General features: G+C 44.6%; 15 protein-coding genes. 1 reads left to right on the plus strand and 14 read right to left on the minus strand.

Annotation, left to right across the window (positions count from 1 at the left end; all coding sequences use genetic code 11):
* Positions 1-8: 8 nt before the first annotated feature.
* The 5 genes from L0659_RS03125 to L0659_RS03145 form a co-directional block, all read right to left on the minus strand.
* A complete protein-coding gene (locus L0659_RS03125) occupies positions 9-3,167 on the minus strand; it encodes a SusC/RagA family TonB-linked outer membrane protein (protein ID WP_235124159.1) in 3,159 nt (1,052 codons plus the stop codon).
* Positions 3,168-3,947: 780 nt separating this feature from the next.
* Positions 3,948-4,856 (minus strand): carbon-nitrogen hydrolase, encoded by a 909-nt coding sequence (locus L0659_RS03130; RefSeq protein WP_255726920.1) that lies wholly within the window; start codon positions 4,854-4,856, stop codon positions 3,948-3,950.
* 45 nt (positions 4,857-4,901) lie between these two features.
* Positions 4,902-5,885, minus strand: coding sequence for a glycosyltransferase family 9 protein (locus L0659_RS03135; RefSeq protein ID WP_235124160.1), 984 nt, complete (start codon positions 5,883-5,885; stop codon positions 4,902-4,904).
* Entirely contained in the window at positions 5,882-6,103 is a 222-nt protein-coding gene (locus tag L0659_RS03140) for a hypothetical protein (protein WP_235124162.1), read from the minus strand. The genes L0659_RS03135 and L0659_RS03140 overlap by 4 nt, the downstream gene beginning before the upstream one ends.
* Positions 6,104-6,138: 35 nt before the next feature.
* Positions 6,139-7,038 (minus strand): lysophospholipid acyltransferase family protein, encoded by a 900-nt coding sequence (locus tag L0659_RS03145; RefSeq protein ID WP_235124163.1) that lies wholly within the window; start codon positions 7,036-7,038, stop codon positions 6,139-6,141.
* Positions 7,039-7,143: 105 nt separating this feature from the next.
* On the opposite strand from L0659_RS03145, the gene L0659_RS03150 reads away from it, so the two are divergent.
* Entirely contained in the window at positions 7,144-7,485 is a 342-nt protein-coding gene (locus tag L0659_RS03150; RefSeq protein WP_235125236.1) for a hypothetical protein, read from the plus strand.
* On the opposite strand, the gene cobA is transcribed toward L0659_RS03150, so the two are convergent.
* The 9 genes from cobA to L0659_RS03195 all read right to left on the minus strand — a co-directional run bounded on the left by cobA (position 7,482) and on the right by L0659_RS03195 (position 16,957).
* The gene (gene cobA / locus L0659_RS03155; RefSeq protein ID WP_235124164.1) at positions 7,482-8,255 is read right to left on the minus strand and encodes a uroporphyrinogen-III C-methyltransferase; all 774 of its coding nucleotides are present in this window, start codon (positions 8,253-8,255) and stop codon (positions 7,482-7,484) included. The two genes, L0659_RS03150 and cobA, sit on opposite strands and share 4 nt — an antisense overlap.
* Before the next feature lie 80 nt (positions 8,256-8,335).
* The gene (locus tag L0659_RS03160; RefSeq protein WP_235124165.1) at positions 8,336-10,564 is read right to left on the minus strand and encodes a HEPN domain-containing protein; all 2,229 of its coding nucleotides are present in this window, start codon (positions 10,562-10,564) and stop codon (positions 8,336-8,338) included.
* Between the two features lie 14 nt (positions 10,565-10,578).
* Complete coding sequence (locus L0659_RS03165; protein ID WP_235124166.1) at positions 10,579-11,823, minus strand: sulfate adenylyltransferase subunit 1; 1,245 nt, start codon at positions 11,821-11,823, stop codon at positions 10,579-10,581.
* Positions 11,824-11,927: 104 nt separating this feature from the next.
* Entirely contained in the window at positions 11,928-12,881 is a 954-nt protein-coding gene (gene cysD / locus L0659_RS03170) for a sulfate adenylyltransferase subunit CysD (protein ID WP_235124167.1), read from the minus strand.
* Between the two features lie 114 nt (positions 12,882-12,995).
* Complete coding sequence (locus L0659_RS03175; RefSeq protein ID WP_235124168.1) at positions 12,996-13,700, minus strand: phosphoadenylyl-sulfate reductase; 705 nt, start codon at positions 13,698-13,700, stop codon at positions 12,996-12,998.
* Between the two features lie 8 nt (positions 13,701-13,708).
* Positions 13,709-14,155 carry a type II toxin-antitoxin system VapC family toxin gene (locus L0659_RS03180; RefSeq protein ID WP_235124169.1) on the minus strand — a complete coding sequence of 149 codons (447 nt, stop codon included), beginning with the start codon at positions 14,153-14,155 and terminating at the stop codon, positions 13,709-13,711.
* Complete coding sequence (locus L0659_RS03185) at positions 14,152-14,496, minus strand: hypothetical protein (RefSeq protein WP_235124170.1); 345 nt, start codon at positions 14,494-14,496, stop codon at positions 14,152-14,154. Before L0659_RS03185 ends, L0659_RS03180 begins: the two co-directional genes overlap by 4 nt.
* Before the next feature lie 24 nt (positions 14,497-14,520).
* A complete protein-coding gene (locus L0659_RS03190) occupies positions 14,521-15,708 on the minus strand; it encodes a PLP-dependent aspartate aminotransferase family protein (RefSeq protein WP_235124171.1) in 1,188 nt (395 codons plus the stop codon).
* Between the two features lie 79 nt (positions 15,709-15,787).
* On the minus strand, positions 15,788-16,957 hold the full coding sequence (locus L0659_RS03195; protein ID WP_235124172.1) for a TSUP family transporter: 1,170 nt from the start codon (positions 16,955-16,957) through the stop codon (positions 15,788-15,790).
* Between the last annotated feature and the right edge of the window lie 68 nt (positions 16,958-17,025).

Consider the following 17,025-nt stretch of genomic DNA (forward strand, 5'->3'; position numbering starts at 1 on the left):
TAACTGGATCAGAATGACAATGACAGGTTCATACCCACGCTGCGTGAGCTAGGAAGCTCGCCGTAACCGAAACCTTGTCCGTTTGCTCCTTTTGCATCGATTTCAGGATCAATATGCGGTGTGTTTTTGAAGATCATCCACACATTACGTCCCACTACTGAAAGCTTTGCCGACTGAATTTTGATTTTTTTCAAGAATGAAGGGCTGATGCTGTAACCCAGAGAAACCTCACGAAGCTTTACATAGCTCGCATCGAAAATCGCTGATTCGTGATAGTTACGTGGGTTGCTATAACCATAAAGCTGATTGGCAGTTACGATGATGTCGTTTGGAATGTAAGATTTAGAACCATCCGCTCCTGTCATTTCCCGAACGCCTTTGCCAATTACACCTTCTTCACGTCCCAAAGCAGTTTCTGCATACTGACCTGTCCAGCGGGCTGTTCCGGTTCCTTCGTCATAAATGTCACCGCCGATGCGCACATCAACCAATGCACTTAAAGAGAAGCCTTTGTAGTTGAATGTGTTCAACATACCGCCGATCCAGTCAGGCTGAACATTGCCCAGCTTTTGGTTTGAAACTGTAACTGGTAAGCCGTTTGCTCCGTAAACTGTTTGTCCGTCCGGTGATTTCTGGAAACCAACACCGTAGAAGGTTCCGTATGATTCTCCTACACGCGCTTCCGAAGACATTCCTCTTTGGGTAGCCAAAGTGTAAGTCGTCAGTCCTTCTGCAAGCTCAACCACTTTGTTGCGGTTGCGGGCGTAGTTCAGAGACACTTCCCAGCTAAAACCATTCGACAGTTTTACAGGTGTTCCGGATATGGTCAGCTCAACGCCTTTGTTCGTGATTTTTCCGGCATTCAGGATTCTTTTGTCATAACCGCTGGCCTTGGAAATTTCAACACCCAGGATCTGGTCTTTTGTTGTTTGCTCGTAGTAAGTCACATCTAAACCTACTTTTCCTTTGAAGAACCGCACGTCAGCACCCAATTCAAGTCCTGTTGTGATTTCCGGTTTCAGCTCAGAGTTTGCGATTTGAATGTTCTCTGCAAATTTTGGTACAGCACCGTTCCATGAACCGCTCGCTGTGAAGGTTTGGGCAAGCTGATAAGGAAGTGCGTCGTTACCAACCTGTGCATAACTCGCACGAACTTTACCAAATGACAAAACATTGCTCTTCACGTCAAACAATTCAGTAACCACTGCACTTAAAGAAGCCGAAGGATAGAAATAGGAACGCGCATTGGAAGGCAATGTGCTTGACCAGTCGTTCCTGGCAGTAAGATCAAGAAACAGGCCGTCTCTCCAAGAGAAGTTAGCTGTTCCAAACAAGCTTTGCGTTTCGGACTTTCTGATCTCACTTTCAATCGTGTTCGCACTTGGCACAGAGTTTCCTGCATTGTAAAGGCCATCCACAACCATTTCACCCACTGCGAAGTAATTTCTTTTGTAATAATTGTTACGCTGGATTCCACCAAACTGAACATTGACACCAAAGTCGCTGGTAATGTTTTTGGTATAAGTCAAAATAAAATCCGTGTTTGTTTCCTGGCTGCGCAAAACTTCTTCATTGAAGCGGCCGGGCGTCCTTGTGCCATTCCGGACACGCAGGAAGTTGGTAACATTAATCCTTGTATCTGTCCAGTAATCTGTTCCCGAGCGAAGCATTAAGGTTAGCGAAGGAAGGATTTTGTAATTCAATGCAATGTTCCCCAGAAGCCTGTCTTTCTCATTGCCGGATGGCGTTTTTAACTGAGAAAAATAAGGGTTTGTAAAGAATGTATGCTGCCAGTTTGGTGGATCTGTGTCACCTGCTTTCTGGTTATGCACATCTGTGTATTGTTCGTAATTCCGAAGCTGATCCCACGAAACGCTTCGGTGCGACCAGATAAATTCCTGACCGGCTGCATAGCTGCGGTTGTCCGAGCCTGATTTGATATACTCGCCGGATAATGTAACACTTAGATTTTTCGTAAGGTTATAACCCGAGTTGATACGGAAGTTATTTCTGTGAAAATCATTGTAATACATAATCCCTTTCTGATCTACGCGACTCAGTCCCAGGCGGAAATATCCTTTGTCGTTGCCTCCTGAAAGTGCCACACTGTTGGTAATTGTGCGACCTGTTTGCCAGTATTCTTCCCAGTTATTAGGCTGAGGAGTCAGTGGCGCAACATCGTCACCAGTCCACCACTGTCTCACCATACGACCATCCATAGGTGCTCCCCAGCTTTCATCCGTTCCCGCTGAACCAGCCAGAGGATATCTTGCATCGTAAACAGCTCTGTATTGGGCTATTTGCGCAGGATCTGTGATGGACGAGCTCCATCCGTCATTATACCAGGTCCGGTAACCGCTTCCGCCGCCGTATGTGTTTTGGAAATCCGGTTTGATCCAGGGACGTTCGAATGTAATGTTTGAATTTACTTCAACACCCAATCCTTTTGTTCCTTGTCCGTTTTTAGTTGTAATCAAGATAACCCCGTTGGCTGCGCGAGAGCCGTATAATGCAGCTGCGTTAGGGCCTTTTAGCACAGACATTTCTTTAATGTTGTCCGGGTTAACTTCTGAAATTCCGCCACCCAGTGTTTTGTTGGCAGTTTGTTCCATAGGCACACCGTCAATAACGATCAATGGCTGGTTGTTTCCGGAAACAGAAGATGATCCACGGATCTGGATCGTGGAGCTGCTGCCCGGTCCGCCGTTGGACTGAACGCGCACACCGGCGATTTTTCCGGATAATGCGTTTGCCACGTTCGTAGACCGTGATTCAGTCAGCGAACTTCCTTTTACTTCCTGGACTGTGTAGCCCAATGCTTTTTTCTCGCGTTCTATACCAAAGGCGGTAACAACCACTTCGGCAAGCTGACGTGTATCGGCGTCAAGTTTAATGTCAAATTGAGTCTGGTTGCCGATAGGAAGTTCTTTAATTAAGAAACCCACATAAGAAACCACAAGAATTCCGTCACCCGGCACAGAAAAACTGAATTTTCCGTCTGCATCTGCATTTGAACCCACATTGGTTCCTTTAAATATGATAGAGGCGCCTGCAAGTCCGAGGCCATCGTCTGCTGCTGTGATTTTTCCGCTGATCTGACGCACCTGAGCGTAAGCGAGCGGAGCAGAAAGACAGGCCCATAATAATAAGAGTAGAACTTTACGCATGGGAGAAGATGAGTTTAATTGTTGTTAGGTATCAGTAATCGGAGGGAAAAAAGTTATGGCTGTGTGGTGTCCACGTTGCCGTGCGCCGCACACACTTTCGCGTGGACAGAACAACACAGCCATAAGCTTGCAAAACTGCTTTTCCGGAAAGCAATACCCTCTTAAATCGAGGACAGGCAGCGTTTAAAAGTGTTGGTAAAGACAATAAAATCCCTACGTCGACATTTTGCCTGTCCACGGTGTTCTTGGTAATCCTGTATTAAAAAAATTATATTGTATCGGCAGAGAACATGCCGGAAATGTCTTTGTGAGACAACCGGCCTTTGTTAATGTTCACCCTGATACAGTCAGATATATTCATGTGCGGCTGGAATATATCTTGTATTCAGAAGTTCAGTCATTCGTATAACGACTTCTCAAATATACTGACAATGTGAAATAATGCAAGAGAATAAATTTAAAAATGAGCGTTTTTTGCAATAAAAATTGGTCATTTAAAATCGTTATAAAATGTTTTGGTAATAATTTTATAATTAGTTTAAATTTCCCTGCTTGCCAGAATGTCTATGCTATTTATAGACTTATAATTTAACATCTTGCAATTAATGTTCTTAAAACGAGACTTTTATAAACGTAGTTTTTAAGATTTAAATAAAATACAGGTTACAAAACTAAAATTCGAAACCTGTTTTTGATAAAATTGCAAAATGCAAAAAGAGGGCATCGTAAACGATGCCCTCTTTCATATTAAACTTAAAATAATTATATTATCTCGCTTTCCTAATCTATGTATCGTTTAAGGATCGGGCGATAAGAATCAATTCTTCTGTCTCTTAGAAACGGCCAGGTCGTTCTGTAAAAATCCAGTTTTTGAAGATCCAGTTCTTCTACGTGAGTCACTTCTTCTTCGTGCGGCGCCAGGTAAAGCAACCGGCCTTGGGGATTGGCAATGAATGAGCCGCCCCAGAATTGCTGGTCGGCTTCGCGGCCTGTCCGGTTCACGGCCACCACGTAAACACCATTCGCGACCGCGTGTCCGCGCTGAATGGTTTGCCACGCGCCATATTGCTCTTCATTAATGATAGGATCCGTTTCATTTGTATCCCAGCCGATGGCAGTAGGATAGAACAGGATCTCTGCGCCCATTAGACTTGTAATCCGTGCCGCTTCGGGATACCATTGATCCCAGCAGATCAGCACACCGATTTTGGCAAATTTCGTATCGAAAACACGATAACCGTCTTTATCACCAGCCTCGCCTACCGATTCCCCGATGGCCGCGTCCCCGGGCGTGAAATAGAATTTTTCGTAATAACCCGGATCATCCGGAATGTGCATTTTACGGTATTTTCCCAGATAGGCGCCGTCTGCATCCAAAACGGCCGTTGTGTTATGGTAAAGCCCATGCGCACGCTTTTCAAATAATGAAGCAATGATCACGACACCCAGTTCCTTCGCCACCGCGCTAAGCGATTCCGTGGAAGGGCCTGGAATGGGTTCCGCTAAAAGGAAATTTTTATGGTCTTCCACATCGCAGAAATACAGCGAGCGGAAGAGTTCTTGAAGACATACAATGTTGGCACCTTTGGCCGCAGCGTCCCGGATTCCCTGCACAGCTTTTTGAAAATTCGCTTCCACGTCTTCCGTGCAGCTCATTTGGACGATGCCAATGTTTACCTTTTTATTCATGAATGGTCGTTTGTGATCTTTTTCTGATGTTCAGCCATGCTAACACTAATTGTTAGCCCGGAGTTCTTTTATAGGGAAGTCAAAGGAAAGCTCGTTCATGCATTTGAAGTGTTTTTGCGGGCATTCTTTATGGCCAATTTTGGAGCATGGCTTGCATTTCAGGTTATTGTTTTCCAACACTTCAAAAACCGTCTTATAGGGATACATGCCGAAACCCGGAATGGTGTTTCCCCATATTGAATACACTTTCTTTTTAAAAGCAGCTGCCACATGCATCAGGCCAGTATCATGGGAAAACACGATCAGCGATTTTTGCACAAGCGAAGCCGATTGATTGAAATTGTATTTCCCACAGGTGTTCACGATCAGATGGTCGCCAACTGCCAGGCGGATGGCCTCACCCGCTTCGTAATCTTCGGGGCCTCCCAGCAGCACAATCGGGAAATTTATTTTCCTGCAAAGCTCGATCATTCTGGCAACAGGCAACTTTTTGGTGTTGTGCTGTCCGCCAATGGCATAGGCGACAAAATTCCGCTGGTGCGTTGCCGGCAGCCAGTTCATTTCAACATTATCTTTATATGGAACAAAATAATCCAGTCCGCGCTCGTCATTTCTAACGTTGAAGGCTTCAAGCGTCTCCATATAACGGTCTACGATGTGAATGTCGGGCAGATAATCGACCTTAAATGTGGTCAGCAGCCATTTTAGCACATTTAATTTATCAAAACTAAATGCCTTGACGCCTAACGCCAGCTTAATTCGCAACGTTCTGATATTGGCATGCAGATCAATAATGTAATCGAATTTTTCTGCTTTAAGCTGCTTAATAATGGGCTTAATGTCTTTATCCAGGAGCCAGACTTTGTCGACATAGGGATTGTCGGCAAGCAGAAATTGAAATTTTGATTTGGTAAAATAATGAACCTCGGCGTTCGCCTGTTGTTTCAAGCACCTTATCACCGGCGTGGTGAGCACAATGTCACCAATAGATGAAAAACGCAGGATAAGGACTTTAATAGGTTTATTCACTTTTTAATTCTTGTCGTATTTGAAATGGCAGCAGGTTTTGCGGCCTTGCATGTTTCCACCGTCATCGCGCGGACCATCGCTTCCTTCATCGGCACCATTTTCGTTCCGAATTTGGTCCTTACTTTTTTGAACCAGTCTTCAAAGATCTCGTTGGCCAGCTCGTGGTAAACGACCACAATTTGGTAGGATAATTTGGCAGAAGCAAATAAGTTGAGCATTTCCCAGTTGCTTTCAGACAGAAATTTAACGTGTATTAAGATAATGTTTGCTCCGGTTTCAGGCATTCGGGTCGCCGGTGTTTCCAGCGTCTGTGGCTCCAAAGCCAGTTGTGAGGCTGTTTTTTAATATCCTCTTCTAAGATGCACAGCTGTCTTTTGAGAATTGCATTATTCTCGACTTCTTTGGGGCAGTCTGTGATCGTAGAAATGGCAACCTGATAGTAGCCGCGCTTATGGGGCACTTTGCTGAAATCGGCGTATAAAACAGTGAGATTATAGCGGCGGGCAATGGTTTCAACACCTCGAAAAACACCTGTGTCCTGGTGCAAAAATTCAGTCCAGAACGCAGTTTTGGGATTGGGAGACTGGTCATTGGCCAGCACGACCACGTAAGGCTTGTCTCTTGGTTTTTGTAATTCTTTGAAAATGTTGTCCATAGGCACCAGCTTGGCGCCAAATCGCGTCCTCATATCCAGGAACCATTGATCGGAAGCCTCGTTTTGCAGCGGACGATAAACGACAATGCATTCATGCTTAAAGCAGAGCGAGGAAAACAGGTTAGCAAGCTCCCAGTTGCCCCTGTGCCCCATCAAAAATATAATGTTGGTGTTATTCTCATAAAACTTATCCATAATGCTGATATCACCCTGCAAGCGCTCCCGCACGCATTCCGGGCTCGCAGTGCGGAATTTGATGGTTTCAACGATGAGATCTGTAAAGTGGAGTTCAAATTCCTTCGCAATGCGGGAAAGTTCTGCTTCCGTTTTATCAGGAAAGCTGTTTCTGAGATTCTGACGGATCACCTGGCGGCGATAACCTCCGACACTGAAAATGGACCAGCGCAAAAAATCGGAAATCCTGAAAGCATTTTTCCAGGATAGCGATGCAATTTGGTTTAGAATTAAAAAAAGAAACTTTGAAACTATTGGCTGCATCCAAACATTTTTTGCAATAATACGTATATATTATATCTATACGAAATTCTGTTTTTTGTAAGTGTAATTTCTTAAATTCACTGTTTCAATCTGCTAAATAACGACATCTTGGAAGGAATATTTGACATCAAGAACGATCGGCGCCTGAGCATGTATTTATACAGAATGGGCTTTGGCATGTGGCTGATGTATCTCGTTCTGGGTGCGCCTGCATTGCATACGTTCAAGCATTACCGCCAGGATTGTGGCTTATTGTCGTTTGTATTGATGATTTTTGGATTTACTGCTTCCATGGTGTACGATTACTTTCATTACCATGATCAATACGAAATGAAGAAGAAGTGGCTCTTTGTCAGCTACGTTGTATTGGCGGGAATTATCTATTTCCTGGAATTTCGGGAAAAAGGTCGGGTAATCGACTTCCACTGGATGCTGAGCCTGCTCTAATTTACTTCACTCGCAACAGATCTTCCCTGTTGGATCAATGTTTCAATTTGCTCGTAATTCAGATCCGGTAACGCGGCAACTTTGCCAATTACGATAATCGCCGGAGAAGCAATTTCGCTCACCTGGGCCAATGCAGCAATGTTACTGATCTTTCCAGTAACCACTTTCTGATTTTCCAATGTTCCGTTCTGAATGATGGAAATGGATTCGTCGAGTTTGTCCAGTGCCGCGTAAATGTCAACAATTTCCTGCAACTTATGCAAGCCCATTAAGATTACAACTGTCGCTGTTGATTGCGCTGCTAAAAGCAGATCATTGGAAAGCGCATGATTCTTTGTCGTGCCTGTAATGACCCAAAAACTCTCACTTAAACCTCTTGAAGTCAAGGGAATGCCAGCTAATGCAGGAGCTGCATGGCTGCTTGATATGCCAGGGATAATCTCCGATTCAATGCCATGTTGTGCAGCATAAAGAATCTCTTCATAACCCCTGCCGAAAATAAAAGAATCGCCGCCTTTCAAGCGAACAACTTCGCCATAAATGCGTGCGTTTTCGACGATTAATGCGTTAATGTCATCTTGCGCGCAGCTGGTTTTACCAAAGCGCTTGCCAACAAGAATTTTGACGCAATTTTCGGGGCAATAATCAAGAAGTGAAGAGTGGGCGAGGGAGTCGTAAAGGACGACTTTTGCGGATTGCAACGCTTTAACTCCTTTCAAGGTGATCAGGTCAGGATCGCCCGGCCCGGCACCGATGAGTGTAAGTTTCATATCTTTTATGACTTCGGCAGTCATTTGTTAGCGATCAAATATGAATTCAAAAGCCAACAAATGACGGCTGAAAAGCCATTTTAACTATCTTTTCCGAATGACAATTCTTGCAAAGCCGGCTCGCCGGTTTCCACCAATTGTGATTCACGTGTATTGCGGACAAAATTCAAAAACTGCTCGGCGGTGTTCAGGAAGTAAGTTGCGAATTCCTGCGTCGGCTCGAAATGATTGATGCTGAACGCCAGTGAACGGAAAGGCGCTTCTGACTTGTCTTCGCGCGTGAATTCAGCAGGTGTTTCATATTTAAACTCCTGACCGAAGTTCGCTTCAAAGTCATTTACGATGCCATACTGCGTGTTCAATGTCACGTCTTTGGTCATTAACAAACCTTTTGCGCCCGTAATCAATACATTATAAGCATGATAAATCGCATCCGCCCAAACACCCGATTCGTAGTTTTCTTTGGCAAGATTCAATTTTTCCTGTCCTTCTGTGATGGTCGTAGCCACAAGGTCAACGAGCACACTCGCACATTCTCCAACCCCGATCTCGGTTTTGAACAACTCGTCGTGGTCCCAATCGCGGTAATCGTCGTCTTGCAAAGTGGTTAAGTCTGCAATCGGTTTCAGCAATTGGAAGAAGTAATTTTTAGTCTGACGCTGATAATATTGGTTAAAATATTCGCCATCATATGCATTGGCTTCAAAATCATTAAAAATTGTGCGTAGAGCCTCAGGACCGCGTTTGGTCGGAACTTTGATCACTTTATCACCAATCAAACCAACACCGTCGCCTGTAAAACCACCGCCTAGTAAAACCTGCAATGCAGGCAAAACCAGCTTGCCGTTTTTGATAGAGCTTCCGTGGAAACCAATGTTGGACGCATTATGCTGGCCGCAGCCATTCATACATCCACTTATTTTGATCTTAATGTCTTGATTGTAAATCATTTCAGGGAATTCATCGCGCATCACATCTTCAAGCACGCGTGTGATTCCATAGCTGCTTGAAATGGCCAAGTTACAAGTGTCTGTTCCCGGGCAAGTTGTAATGTCCATCGTGCTGTCAAAACCAGGGGCTGCAAGGCCCAATTTTGCCAATTCGTGATAAATCGCAACCAAGTCTTCACCTTTCACAAAACGAAGCACGTAACCTTGATTCACAGTTACACGAATATCATCCGCAGCATATTGGCGAACCACATCAGCAAGCTGGCGAGCCGTGTCCGAGTGCATATCTCCTAAAAGAACACGCAACTGAACTGCATACCAGCCTTTTTGTTTTTGTTCAAATGTGTTGGTTCTCAGCCATTTTGTGAAAATATCCAGCTTATCTGCTGCAATGCTTTGTGAAGCAATGTTCAGGATTTCAGCTTCTGTCAAAGCAGGACGAGCTGCGTAGCTGACAGATTCAATTTCCTTCGTTCCAAACAGGTCCTCAGGAATTGTGAAAACTTTGTTTTTAACTGCAACACGTTGTTCTTCCACTCTTGCCATCATTTCTTCAAGACCAATATCGGCCAAAAGAAACTTCATACGCGCCTTATGGCGACGAACGCGCTCTCCGTAACGGTCAAAAACGCGAAGCAATGCTTCAATGAAAGGAATAACTTTATCCTCTTCAAGGAATTCAAATGCAGTTTGAGCCGAAAAAGGCTGCGCGCCCAATCCTCCACCAATCAGCACTTTAAAACCTTTAACCGTTTCACCAGCTTCATTCACGCCCATTTTGGCAATCAGACCCACGTCGTGGATGAATGCCAAAGCCGAATCTTTTTCAGAAGAAGAAACCGCGATTTTAAACTTCCGTCCCATATCCTGATTGATCGGGTTGCGGAGGAAATAGCTGAATATGGAATGCGTAATCGGCGTTACATCAAATGGTTCGTCCGGGTCAATTCCAGCAATGGAAGAAGCCGTTACGTTACGAATGGTGTTACCGCAGGCTTCTTTTAATGTAATGCCTGCATCTTCCAGGTCAGCCCAAAGCTGCGGTGAATCGGAAAGCTTTACAAAGTGCAATTGAATGTCCTGGCGCGTGGTCGCGTGCAGGTTACCCGTTGCGAATTTGTCGGAAGTATCCGCGATCCTGACAAGCTGGTCCGCCGTAATGCGACCGTAAGGCAGCTTGATGCGGATCATTTGAACGCCTGGCTGGCGCTGGCCATAGACTCCGCGGGTAAGCCTGAACTTACGGAATGCTTCCTCGGGTGTTTCGCCCGTGTTAAATGCATTGATTTTTTGGTTCAAATCAATGATATCGCGCTTCGCAACGGCGGATACTTTATCAGAAATCAATATTTCGCTCATGGTGATAATTTCTTTTATTCGATCATGCAAGCTCCTACGGTCACATTTGACGTTTCGTCGATCAGGATCGCTGCGCCATTCGCGCGGTTTTGCTGATAAGGATCGTAGGCGATTGGCTGGGCTGTTCTGAGTACAATTCTGGCAACATCATTCAGTTTCAGGCTTTCCACTTCGTCCAGCTTTTCGTATGAATTAATGTCAATTTGGTATTCAATATCACGGATAGAACATCTTGAACGGGCTGTTCCGTGCTGCAATACATATTTATTTCCTGCTTTCAAAGTTTTCTTATCATCCATCCAACAAACCAGCGCCTCGATATCCTGGCTCACAATTGGTGAATTATTGATAGAAACAATGGTGTCGCCGCGACTAATGTCCACATCGTCTTCAAGCAAAATTGTAACTGATTCTAAAACAGACGCCTCCTCGATTTCGTTTCCGCCAAATTCAATCTTCGCGATTTTAGATTCCGTTCCAGAAGGCAAAACCTTTACCAAATCACCTTTTTTGAATGTCCCGCTCTGCACACGTCCGGCATATCCGCGGTAATCATGCAATTCCTCCGTCTGAGGGCGGATCACATATTGAACCGAAAAACGGCCGTCTTCCTGATTCTGATCTTTCAAAACATTTACAGTTTCCAAAACAGAAAGCAATGTTTCACCCGTATACCAAGGCATATTCACCGATCTGTCCACAATGTTATCGCCATTCAATGCGCTAACCGGAATCAATGTCAAATCTTTGATATTCAATTTAGAAGCCAATTCCTGATATGCTTTCGCAATTTCAAGAAACGCATCTTCCGAATTTCCAACCAGATCCATCTTATTAATCGCCACAATTACATGCGGAATCCCCAGCATGGAAGCGATTAATGAATGCCTGCGGGTTTGTTCGACAACACCATGGCGCGCATCCACGAGAATAATCGCCAAATCCGCATTAGAAGCACCCGTAACCATATTTCTGGTATACTGAATGTGTCCAGGAGCATCAATGCTGATAAACTTGCGGTTAGGCGTTTGGAAATATTTGTAGGCCACATCAATGGTAATGCCCTGCTCACGCTCCGAACGAAGGCCATCCGTAAGCAACGCCAGATCAATTTCCCCCACATTACGGCTTTTGCTAGCACGCTCAATGGCCTCCATCTGATCCGCCAATATATTTTTTGTATCGTAAAGCAAGCGTCCGATCAATGTGCTCTTGCCATCGTCTACGGAACCTGCTGTTATAAATCTTAGTAAATCCACTTTATTTAATTTTGAATGATGAATGAGAGAATGAGTGAATGTCTGACTTGTCACCCTGAGCGGACCGGGCCGCCGGGCGGCCGAAGGGCGTCCACCAAGTCATCTCAGAAGTACCCCCCCTTTTTCCTATCCTCCATCGCCGCTTCCGTCTGTTGGTCATCAATCCGCGTCTCACCTCTCTCACTAATCCTGGAAACAGTAATCTCAGCAATAACCTCGTCCAATGTAGCCGCACTCGATTCCACAGCCGCTGTACAAGTCATATCGCCAACCGTTCTAAAACGAACCTGGCGTTTTACGATCTGATCGTGCTCGTCGGGTTCGATAACCGGAGTGTTGTTCAGCAATTTCCCATCTCTCAAAATCAATTCACGCTCGTGAGCGAAATAAATGGATGGTAATGTGATGTTTTCTCTTTTCAAATAAGCCCAAACGTCTAATTCAGTCCAGTTTGAAATCGGGAACACACGCACGTTTTCGCCTTTATGGATTCTGCCGTTAAACAAGTTCCAAAGTTCAGGACGCTGGCGTTTTGGGTCCCACTGACCGAATTCATCACGGAATGAGAAAATACGCTCTTTCGCACGCGCTTTTTCTTCATCACGACGCGCACCGCCGATGCAGGCGTCAAATTCAAATTCTTCAATTGTATCCAGCAAAGTGAAGGTTTGCAGCCAGTTACGGCTCGCATTCTTTCCTGTTTGTTCTTTCAAACCTTTTGCCTTAATCGTATCTTCCACATAACGAACGACCAGTTTTGCGCCGATTTGTTCAGCCAGTTCGTCGCGGTAATTTATTGCTTCAATAAAATTATGTCCGGTATCAACATGCACAAGCGGAAAAGGAATTTTTCCGGGTGCAAAGGCTTTTTGAGCCAGTCTAACCAATGTGATAGAATCTTTTCCACCTGAAAACAACAATGCAGGGCGCTCGAACTGGCCAGCGACCTCACGCATAATGTAAATCGCCTCGGCCTCTAACTGGTCCAGATAATCGGGAGAACTGCGTCTCGCTTCCTGATCGCTGATATCCGACACTTCTTTAACTGAAATTGACATATTGAATTTAATTTTCTTACGAGATTCATTTGCCTTCCGCTATAAGCATTCGGCCTTCAAATTATTTTTTATCAAATGCCGAAAACCTAAGCTAGCAGCATAAAGACAAACCGCTTACTTCGCATGCAAGCCACATTCCTTCTTCGATTCATCTTCCCACCACCAACGACCGGCGCGGAAATCTTCGCCTTCCTGAATCGCCCGGGTGCAAGGCGCGCAGCCAATGCTTACGAAGCCTTTGTCATGCAATGGGTTATAAGGAAGACCATTGGACTTCACAAAAGTCTTCACGTCCTCAAACGACCAATGCAAAATCGGATGAAACTTCACCAGCTGATGCGCCACGTCCCATTCCAGCTGCGGCATATCATGACGGTTCCCCGACTGCTCTGCCCTAATCCCCGTAACCCAGATCTTAGCACCTTTCAAAGCCCGGTTCAACGGCTCCACTTTACGGATAAAGCAGCATTCCTTCCTGTTTTCCACAGAATCGTAAAAGCTCAAAGGTCCTTTTGTGCTGACTAAAGTTTCCACAGAATCCGTCTGCGGATAGTAAACCTTGATTTTCGTATCGTAACGATTATTGGTCTTTTGCAGCGTCATATAAGTCTCGCTGAAAAGCCGTCCTGTATCCAGGGTAAAAATCGTAACATTCAGATTATTCTTTAAAATAAAGTCTGTAATAACCTGATCCTCATAGCCCAAGCTAGTAGAAAACACCACCTCCCCAGGAAAAAGATCCGCCAGAATCGCCAGCGATTCCGTCTCACTCTTGCCTTCAATGGCAGCGTTTAAAGAAGATATTATTGTTTCGTTCATGGTGAATATTATATCAATTCAAAACGGGCGACTTTCAAAAATTCACTATTCAAATGATCAAAGTCCTTGTCCGTTGTTATTAATGTTGCATTTAAAACACTCGCCGTCGCCGCAATCCACAAGTCATTTTTACCCATGTTTCTGGCGGAGCCTTTTAGCTGTTTTTCCTGCAATCTGCCTTGACTAAATGCGTCTATCTCAGCATAACGCTCGATAATTGGTTCATTTAGTTCTGTTGTGATTAGCACCGAATCTTTAAGGGAATTTAGTGCTGCCATCTTTTGCTTGCCCCAATTATTTCGAATCCCAATGGATCTCAACTCTTCAATACAAACTGCCGAAGTAAACATTTGACTCGGCCCTCCTTCGTCTTCAAAGTATGTTTGTAAAGTGTTTATCAACTGGTGTTTTCTTAAATAGGCAAGCAGTATATTGGTGTCAAGGAAATATCTCATTTAGTAAGTTGAGAAAGTAAAAGCTCCAATGGTTCCTGAATGTCCATTTCATCAGCAAGCTTCCTCATTCTCTCCTTATCAAAACCCTTATAATTTTGTTCTTTTTTTAAATTTTCAATCCATTCCTCGGTTGAAGCATAAGCCTTCTCCGGTTTAATGAGCGCCTTTGTAGGGTCGTTATCGGACAAAGAATGGTATACCAATTCGTTCATCGAAATTTCTGCTAAATCTCCTGCTTGCTTAGCTGTAAGTGCTCCTTTCTGATACAGTTGAACTGCAATAGAAAGCAGAACCGATTTCTTCTCAAACTGCTCCGGAATCTCAATCGTTAATGTGTGCATGATATGAATATGTTTAAGTGTTTATCAATCTAATATATCACTTTTCACCGACACCTCTACGGCATTGGTGAAGTCTTCGATTAAATCTTCGATGTCTTCCAGGCCGACTGAAATGCGGATGAGGCCTTCAGTGATGCCTAATGCTTTTTTCTCTTCTGGTTTCAGTTTGGCATGTGTGGTTGTATTTGGGTTGGTTACGATCGTTCTTGTATCGCCCAGGTTTGATGACAATGAAGCGATTTCGAGTGCATCCATAAATGCTGAAACCCTTTCAAACCCACCTTCCAAATCAATGGTAACAATCGCGCCGCCGGCTGACATTTGCTGTTTGGCCAGTTCGTGCTGCGGATGCGATTCCAGGAATGGATATCTTACTGATTTTACATCCGGATGTTTTTCCAAAGCCTCTGCAAGCGCCAATGCATTCGAACAATGTCTGTCCATTCTTAGCCCAAGCGTTTCAAGACTCTTAGTCAAAACCCAGGCATTAAATGGCGACATGGATGGTCCGGTCTGGCGACAGAAGAATCGTAACTCCTTGATATATTCTTTTTTACCAACAACAACACCGCCCAAAACGCGGCCCTGTCCGTCCATATATTTTGTAGCAGAATGCACGATCAGATCAGCACCGTATTCTGCTGGATTCTGCAATGCGGGTGATGCAAAGCAGTTATCAACATTGAAAATCAAATTGTGTTTTTTGCAAAGTCTTCCGACCATTGCTAGGTCTACAAGATCAAGACCTGGATTTGAAGGTGTTTCCAAATAAACCATTTTTGAATTCGGCTGAACCGCTGCTTCCCAGTCTGCTTCGCTCGCGTCCGCGTCCAGGTAAGTGTAAGTGATGCCCCATTTGCTCAAAATCTGCGTAATCACCTGATGTGCAGAGCCAAACAATGCGCGGCTAGCGATAATGTGATCGCCGGTTTTCAGCAATGCAGCCATACTTGCGAAAACTGCCGCCATACCCGTTGCAGTCGCAACGCCATCTTCACTATCTTCCAAAAGACAAACCTTATCAACGAATTCCTGCACGGTAGGGTTGGAAAAACGGCTGTAAATGTTGCCTTCTTCGGTTTCCTCAAAAAGTGCTTTTCCTTGTTCTGCGCTTTCGAATGTGAAGCTGCTGGTCAGGAATAATGGTGTTGAATGCTCGCGATACTTGGTTTTTGGCGTTTGCGTGCGTATCGCTTTGGTCTGTTTTTTCATGATTCGAATTCATTGGCTGGTTGCTTTCAGCCTTTTTGTTTAATATAAAAACTAAGTGCGCTGACTTAGATAATGTCTCTTATAAATCGCTCACAACCATATAAATGATCCTGATACTCACGATAATGATGACGGTTCCCACCATGATCATCATGGTCTTAATTGGTAATCTTCTGGATAAATTTGCGGCGATCGGAGCGGCGACCATACCACCAAGGATAAGTCCCAAAACGACCTGCCAGTGCGAAAATCCGATGATGCTGATGAAGGTAACTGAACTTGCGAGTGAAACAAAGAACTCTGCCAGGTTGACCGATCCAATGGTGTATTTCGGGTGGCGTCCACGGGCGATCAACGTGGATGTTACGATAGGTCCCCAACCGCCGCCACCGATCGAATCGAGCGTTCCGCCTGCCATAGCCAGCCAGCCAATCTTCGTCATCGGCCTTTTTTCAACTCGTTTCTTTAACGCTTTCTGGATGATAAGAATTCCCAGAATTAACGTATAAACTGCCACCAAAGGCTTAATAATGTAAATGTATTTTTCAAAAGAGGATAGGAGATAAGCACCTGTAATTGCGCCTAAAACACCTGGAAACAGGATTTTTTTGAAAAGCTTACTATTTACATTACCGAATTTCAAGTGCATATAACCTGAAACCCCGCTGGTAAATATTTCGGAAGTATGCACACTCGCGCTTACAGCGGATGGCGGAACGCCTAATGTCAGCAGAAAAGTTGCAGCCGTAACGCCATAAGCCATTCCCAATGCACCATCAATCATTTGCGCCACAAAGCCGCCGAGCACATAATAAAAGAAACCTTCACTTAATTCAAGTTCATTCCAGAGAACCGTAAGCCGAGCGTAAGTGAAGAAAGTGAATAACAAATGACCAACGATCATCAAGGCAATCGCTGAAAATATATTGACTGCCACTTCGGTCCGGGTCCTTTTGCGGATCGTTGCCGCCCAGATCTTTTGCTGGATGGTTTCCCAGGTCAGCGGTGTTTTTGTGTTATTTTTAGTTGGGGCGAAAGATGCATTTGTCTGTTCAGGCAGTGCAGTGGAGTTGTTGAAACGAACATCGGATTCTTCGGGAATATCACGCAGGAAAACCACCTGGCCCTTTGCACGGGCGAGTGCCGCCAGGCGCCGATCCTCCTCAGGATCACCGCTTGCGATGTAGGCAACATCAAGAGATTCCCAGTTTGTGTCCGATGAGGGTGTAAAATCCGCCGCTTCCTTCAAAGTCTATGTAGTATACTATTATGATAGAGTAAACGAGCAATAAAATAGCAAACAAATGTTTGCTATTT

Source organism: Dyadobacter sp. CY347, assembly GCF_021502655.1.
Taxonomy (GTDB): domain Bacteria; phylum Bacteroidota; class Bacteroidia; order Cytophagales; family Spirosomataceae; genus Dyadobacter.

Bases quoted from the DNA above. Each gene is read 5' to 3' on its own strand.
- L0659_RS03185 (WP_235124170.1), bottom strand. From the start codon at position 14,496: ATGCACACATTAACGATTGAGATTCCGGAGCAGTTTGAGAAGAAATCG.
- cysD (WP_235124167.1), bottom strand. From the start codon at position 12,881: ATGTCAATTTCAGTTAAAGAAGTGTCGGATATCAGCGATCAGGAAGCG.
- L0659_RS03130 (WP_255726920.1), bottom strand. From the start codon at position 4,856: ATGAATAAAAAGGTAAACATTGGCATCGTCCAAATGAGCTGCACGGAA.
- L0659_RS03125 (WP_235124159.1), bottom strand. From the start codon at position 3,167: ATGCGTAAAGTTCTACTCTTATTATTATGGGCCTGTCTTTCTGCTCCG.
- L0659_RS03190 (WP_235124171.1), bottom strand. From the start codon at position 15,708: ATGAAAAAACAGACCAAAGCGATACGCACGCAAACGCCAAAAACCAAG.
- L0659_RS03180 (WP_235124169.1), bottom strand. From the start codon at position 14,155: ATGAGATATTTCCTTGACACCAATATACTGCTTGCCTATTTAAGAAAA.
- L0659_RS03160 (WP_235124165.1), bottom strand. From the start codon at position 10,564: ATGAGCGAAATATTGATTTCTGATAAAGTATCCGCCGTTGCGAAGCGC.
- cobA (WP_235124164.1), bottom strand. From the start codon at position 8,255: ATGAAACTTACACTCATCGGTGCCGGGCCGGGCGATCCTGACCTGATC.
- L0659_RS03140 (WP_235124162.1), bottom strand. From the start codon at position 6,103: ATGCTCAACTTATTTGCTTCTGCCAAATTATCCTACCAAATTGTGGTC.
- L0659_RS03175 (WP_235124168.1), bottom strand. From the start codon at position 13,700: ATGAACGAAACAATAATATCTTCTTTAAACGCTGCCATTGAAGGCAAG.
- L0659_RS03145 (WP_235124163.1), bottom strand. From the start codon at position 7,038: ATGCAGCCAATAGTTTCAAAGTTTCTTTTTTTAATTCTAAACCAAATT.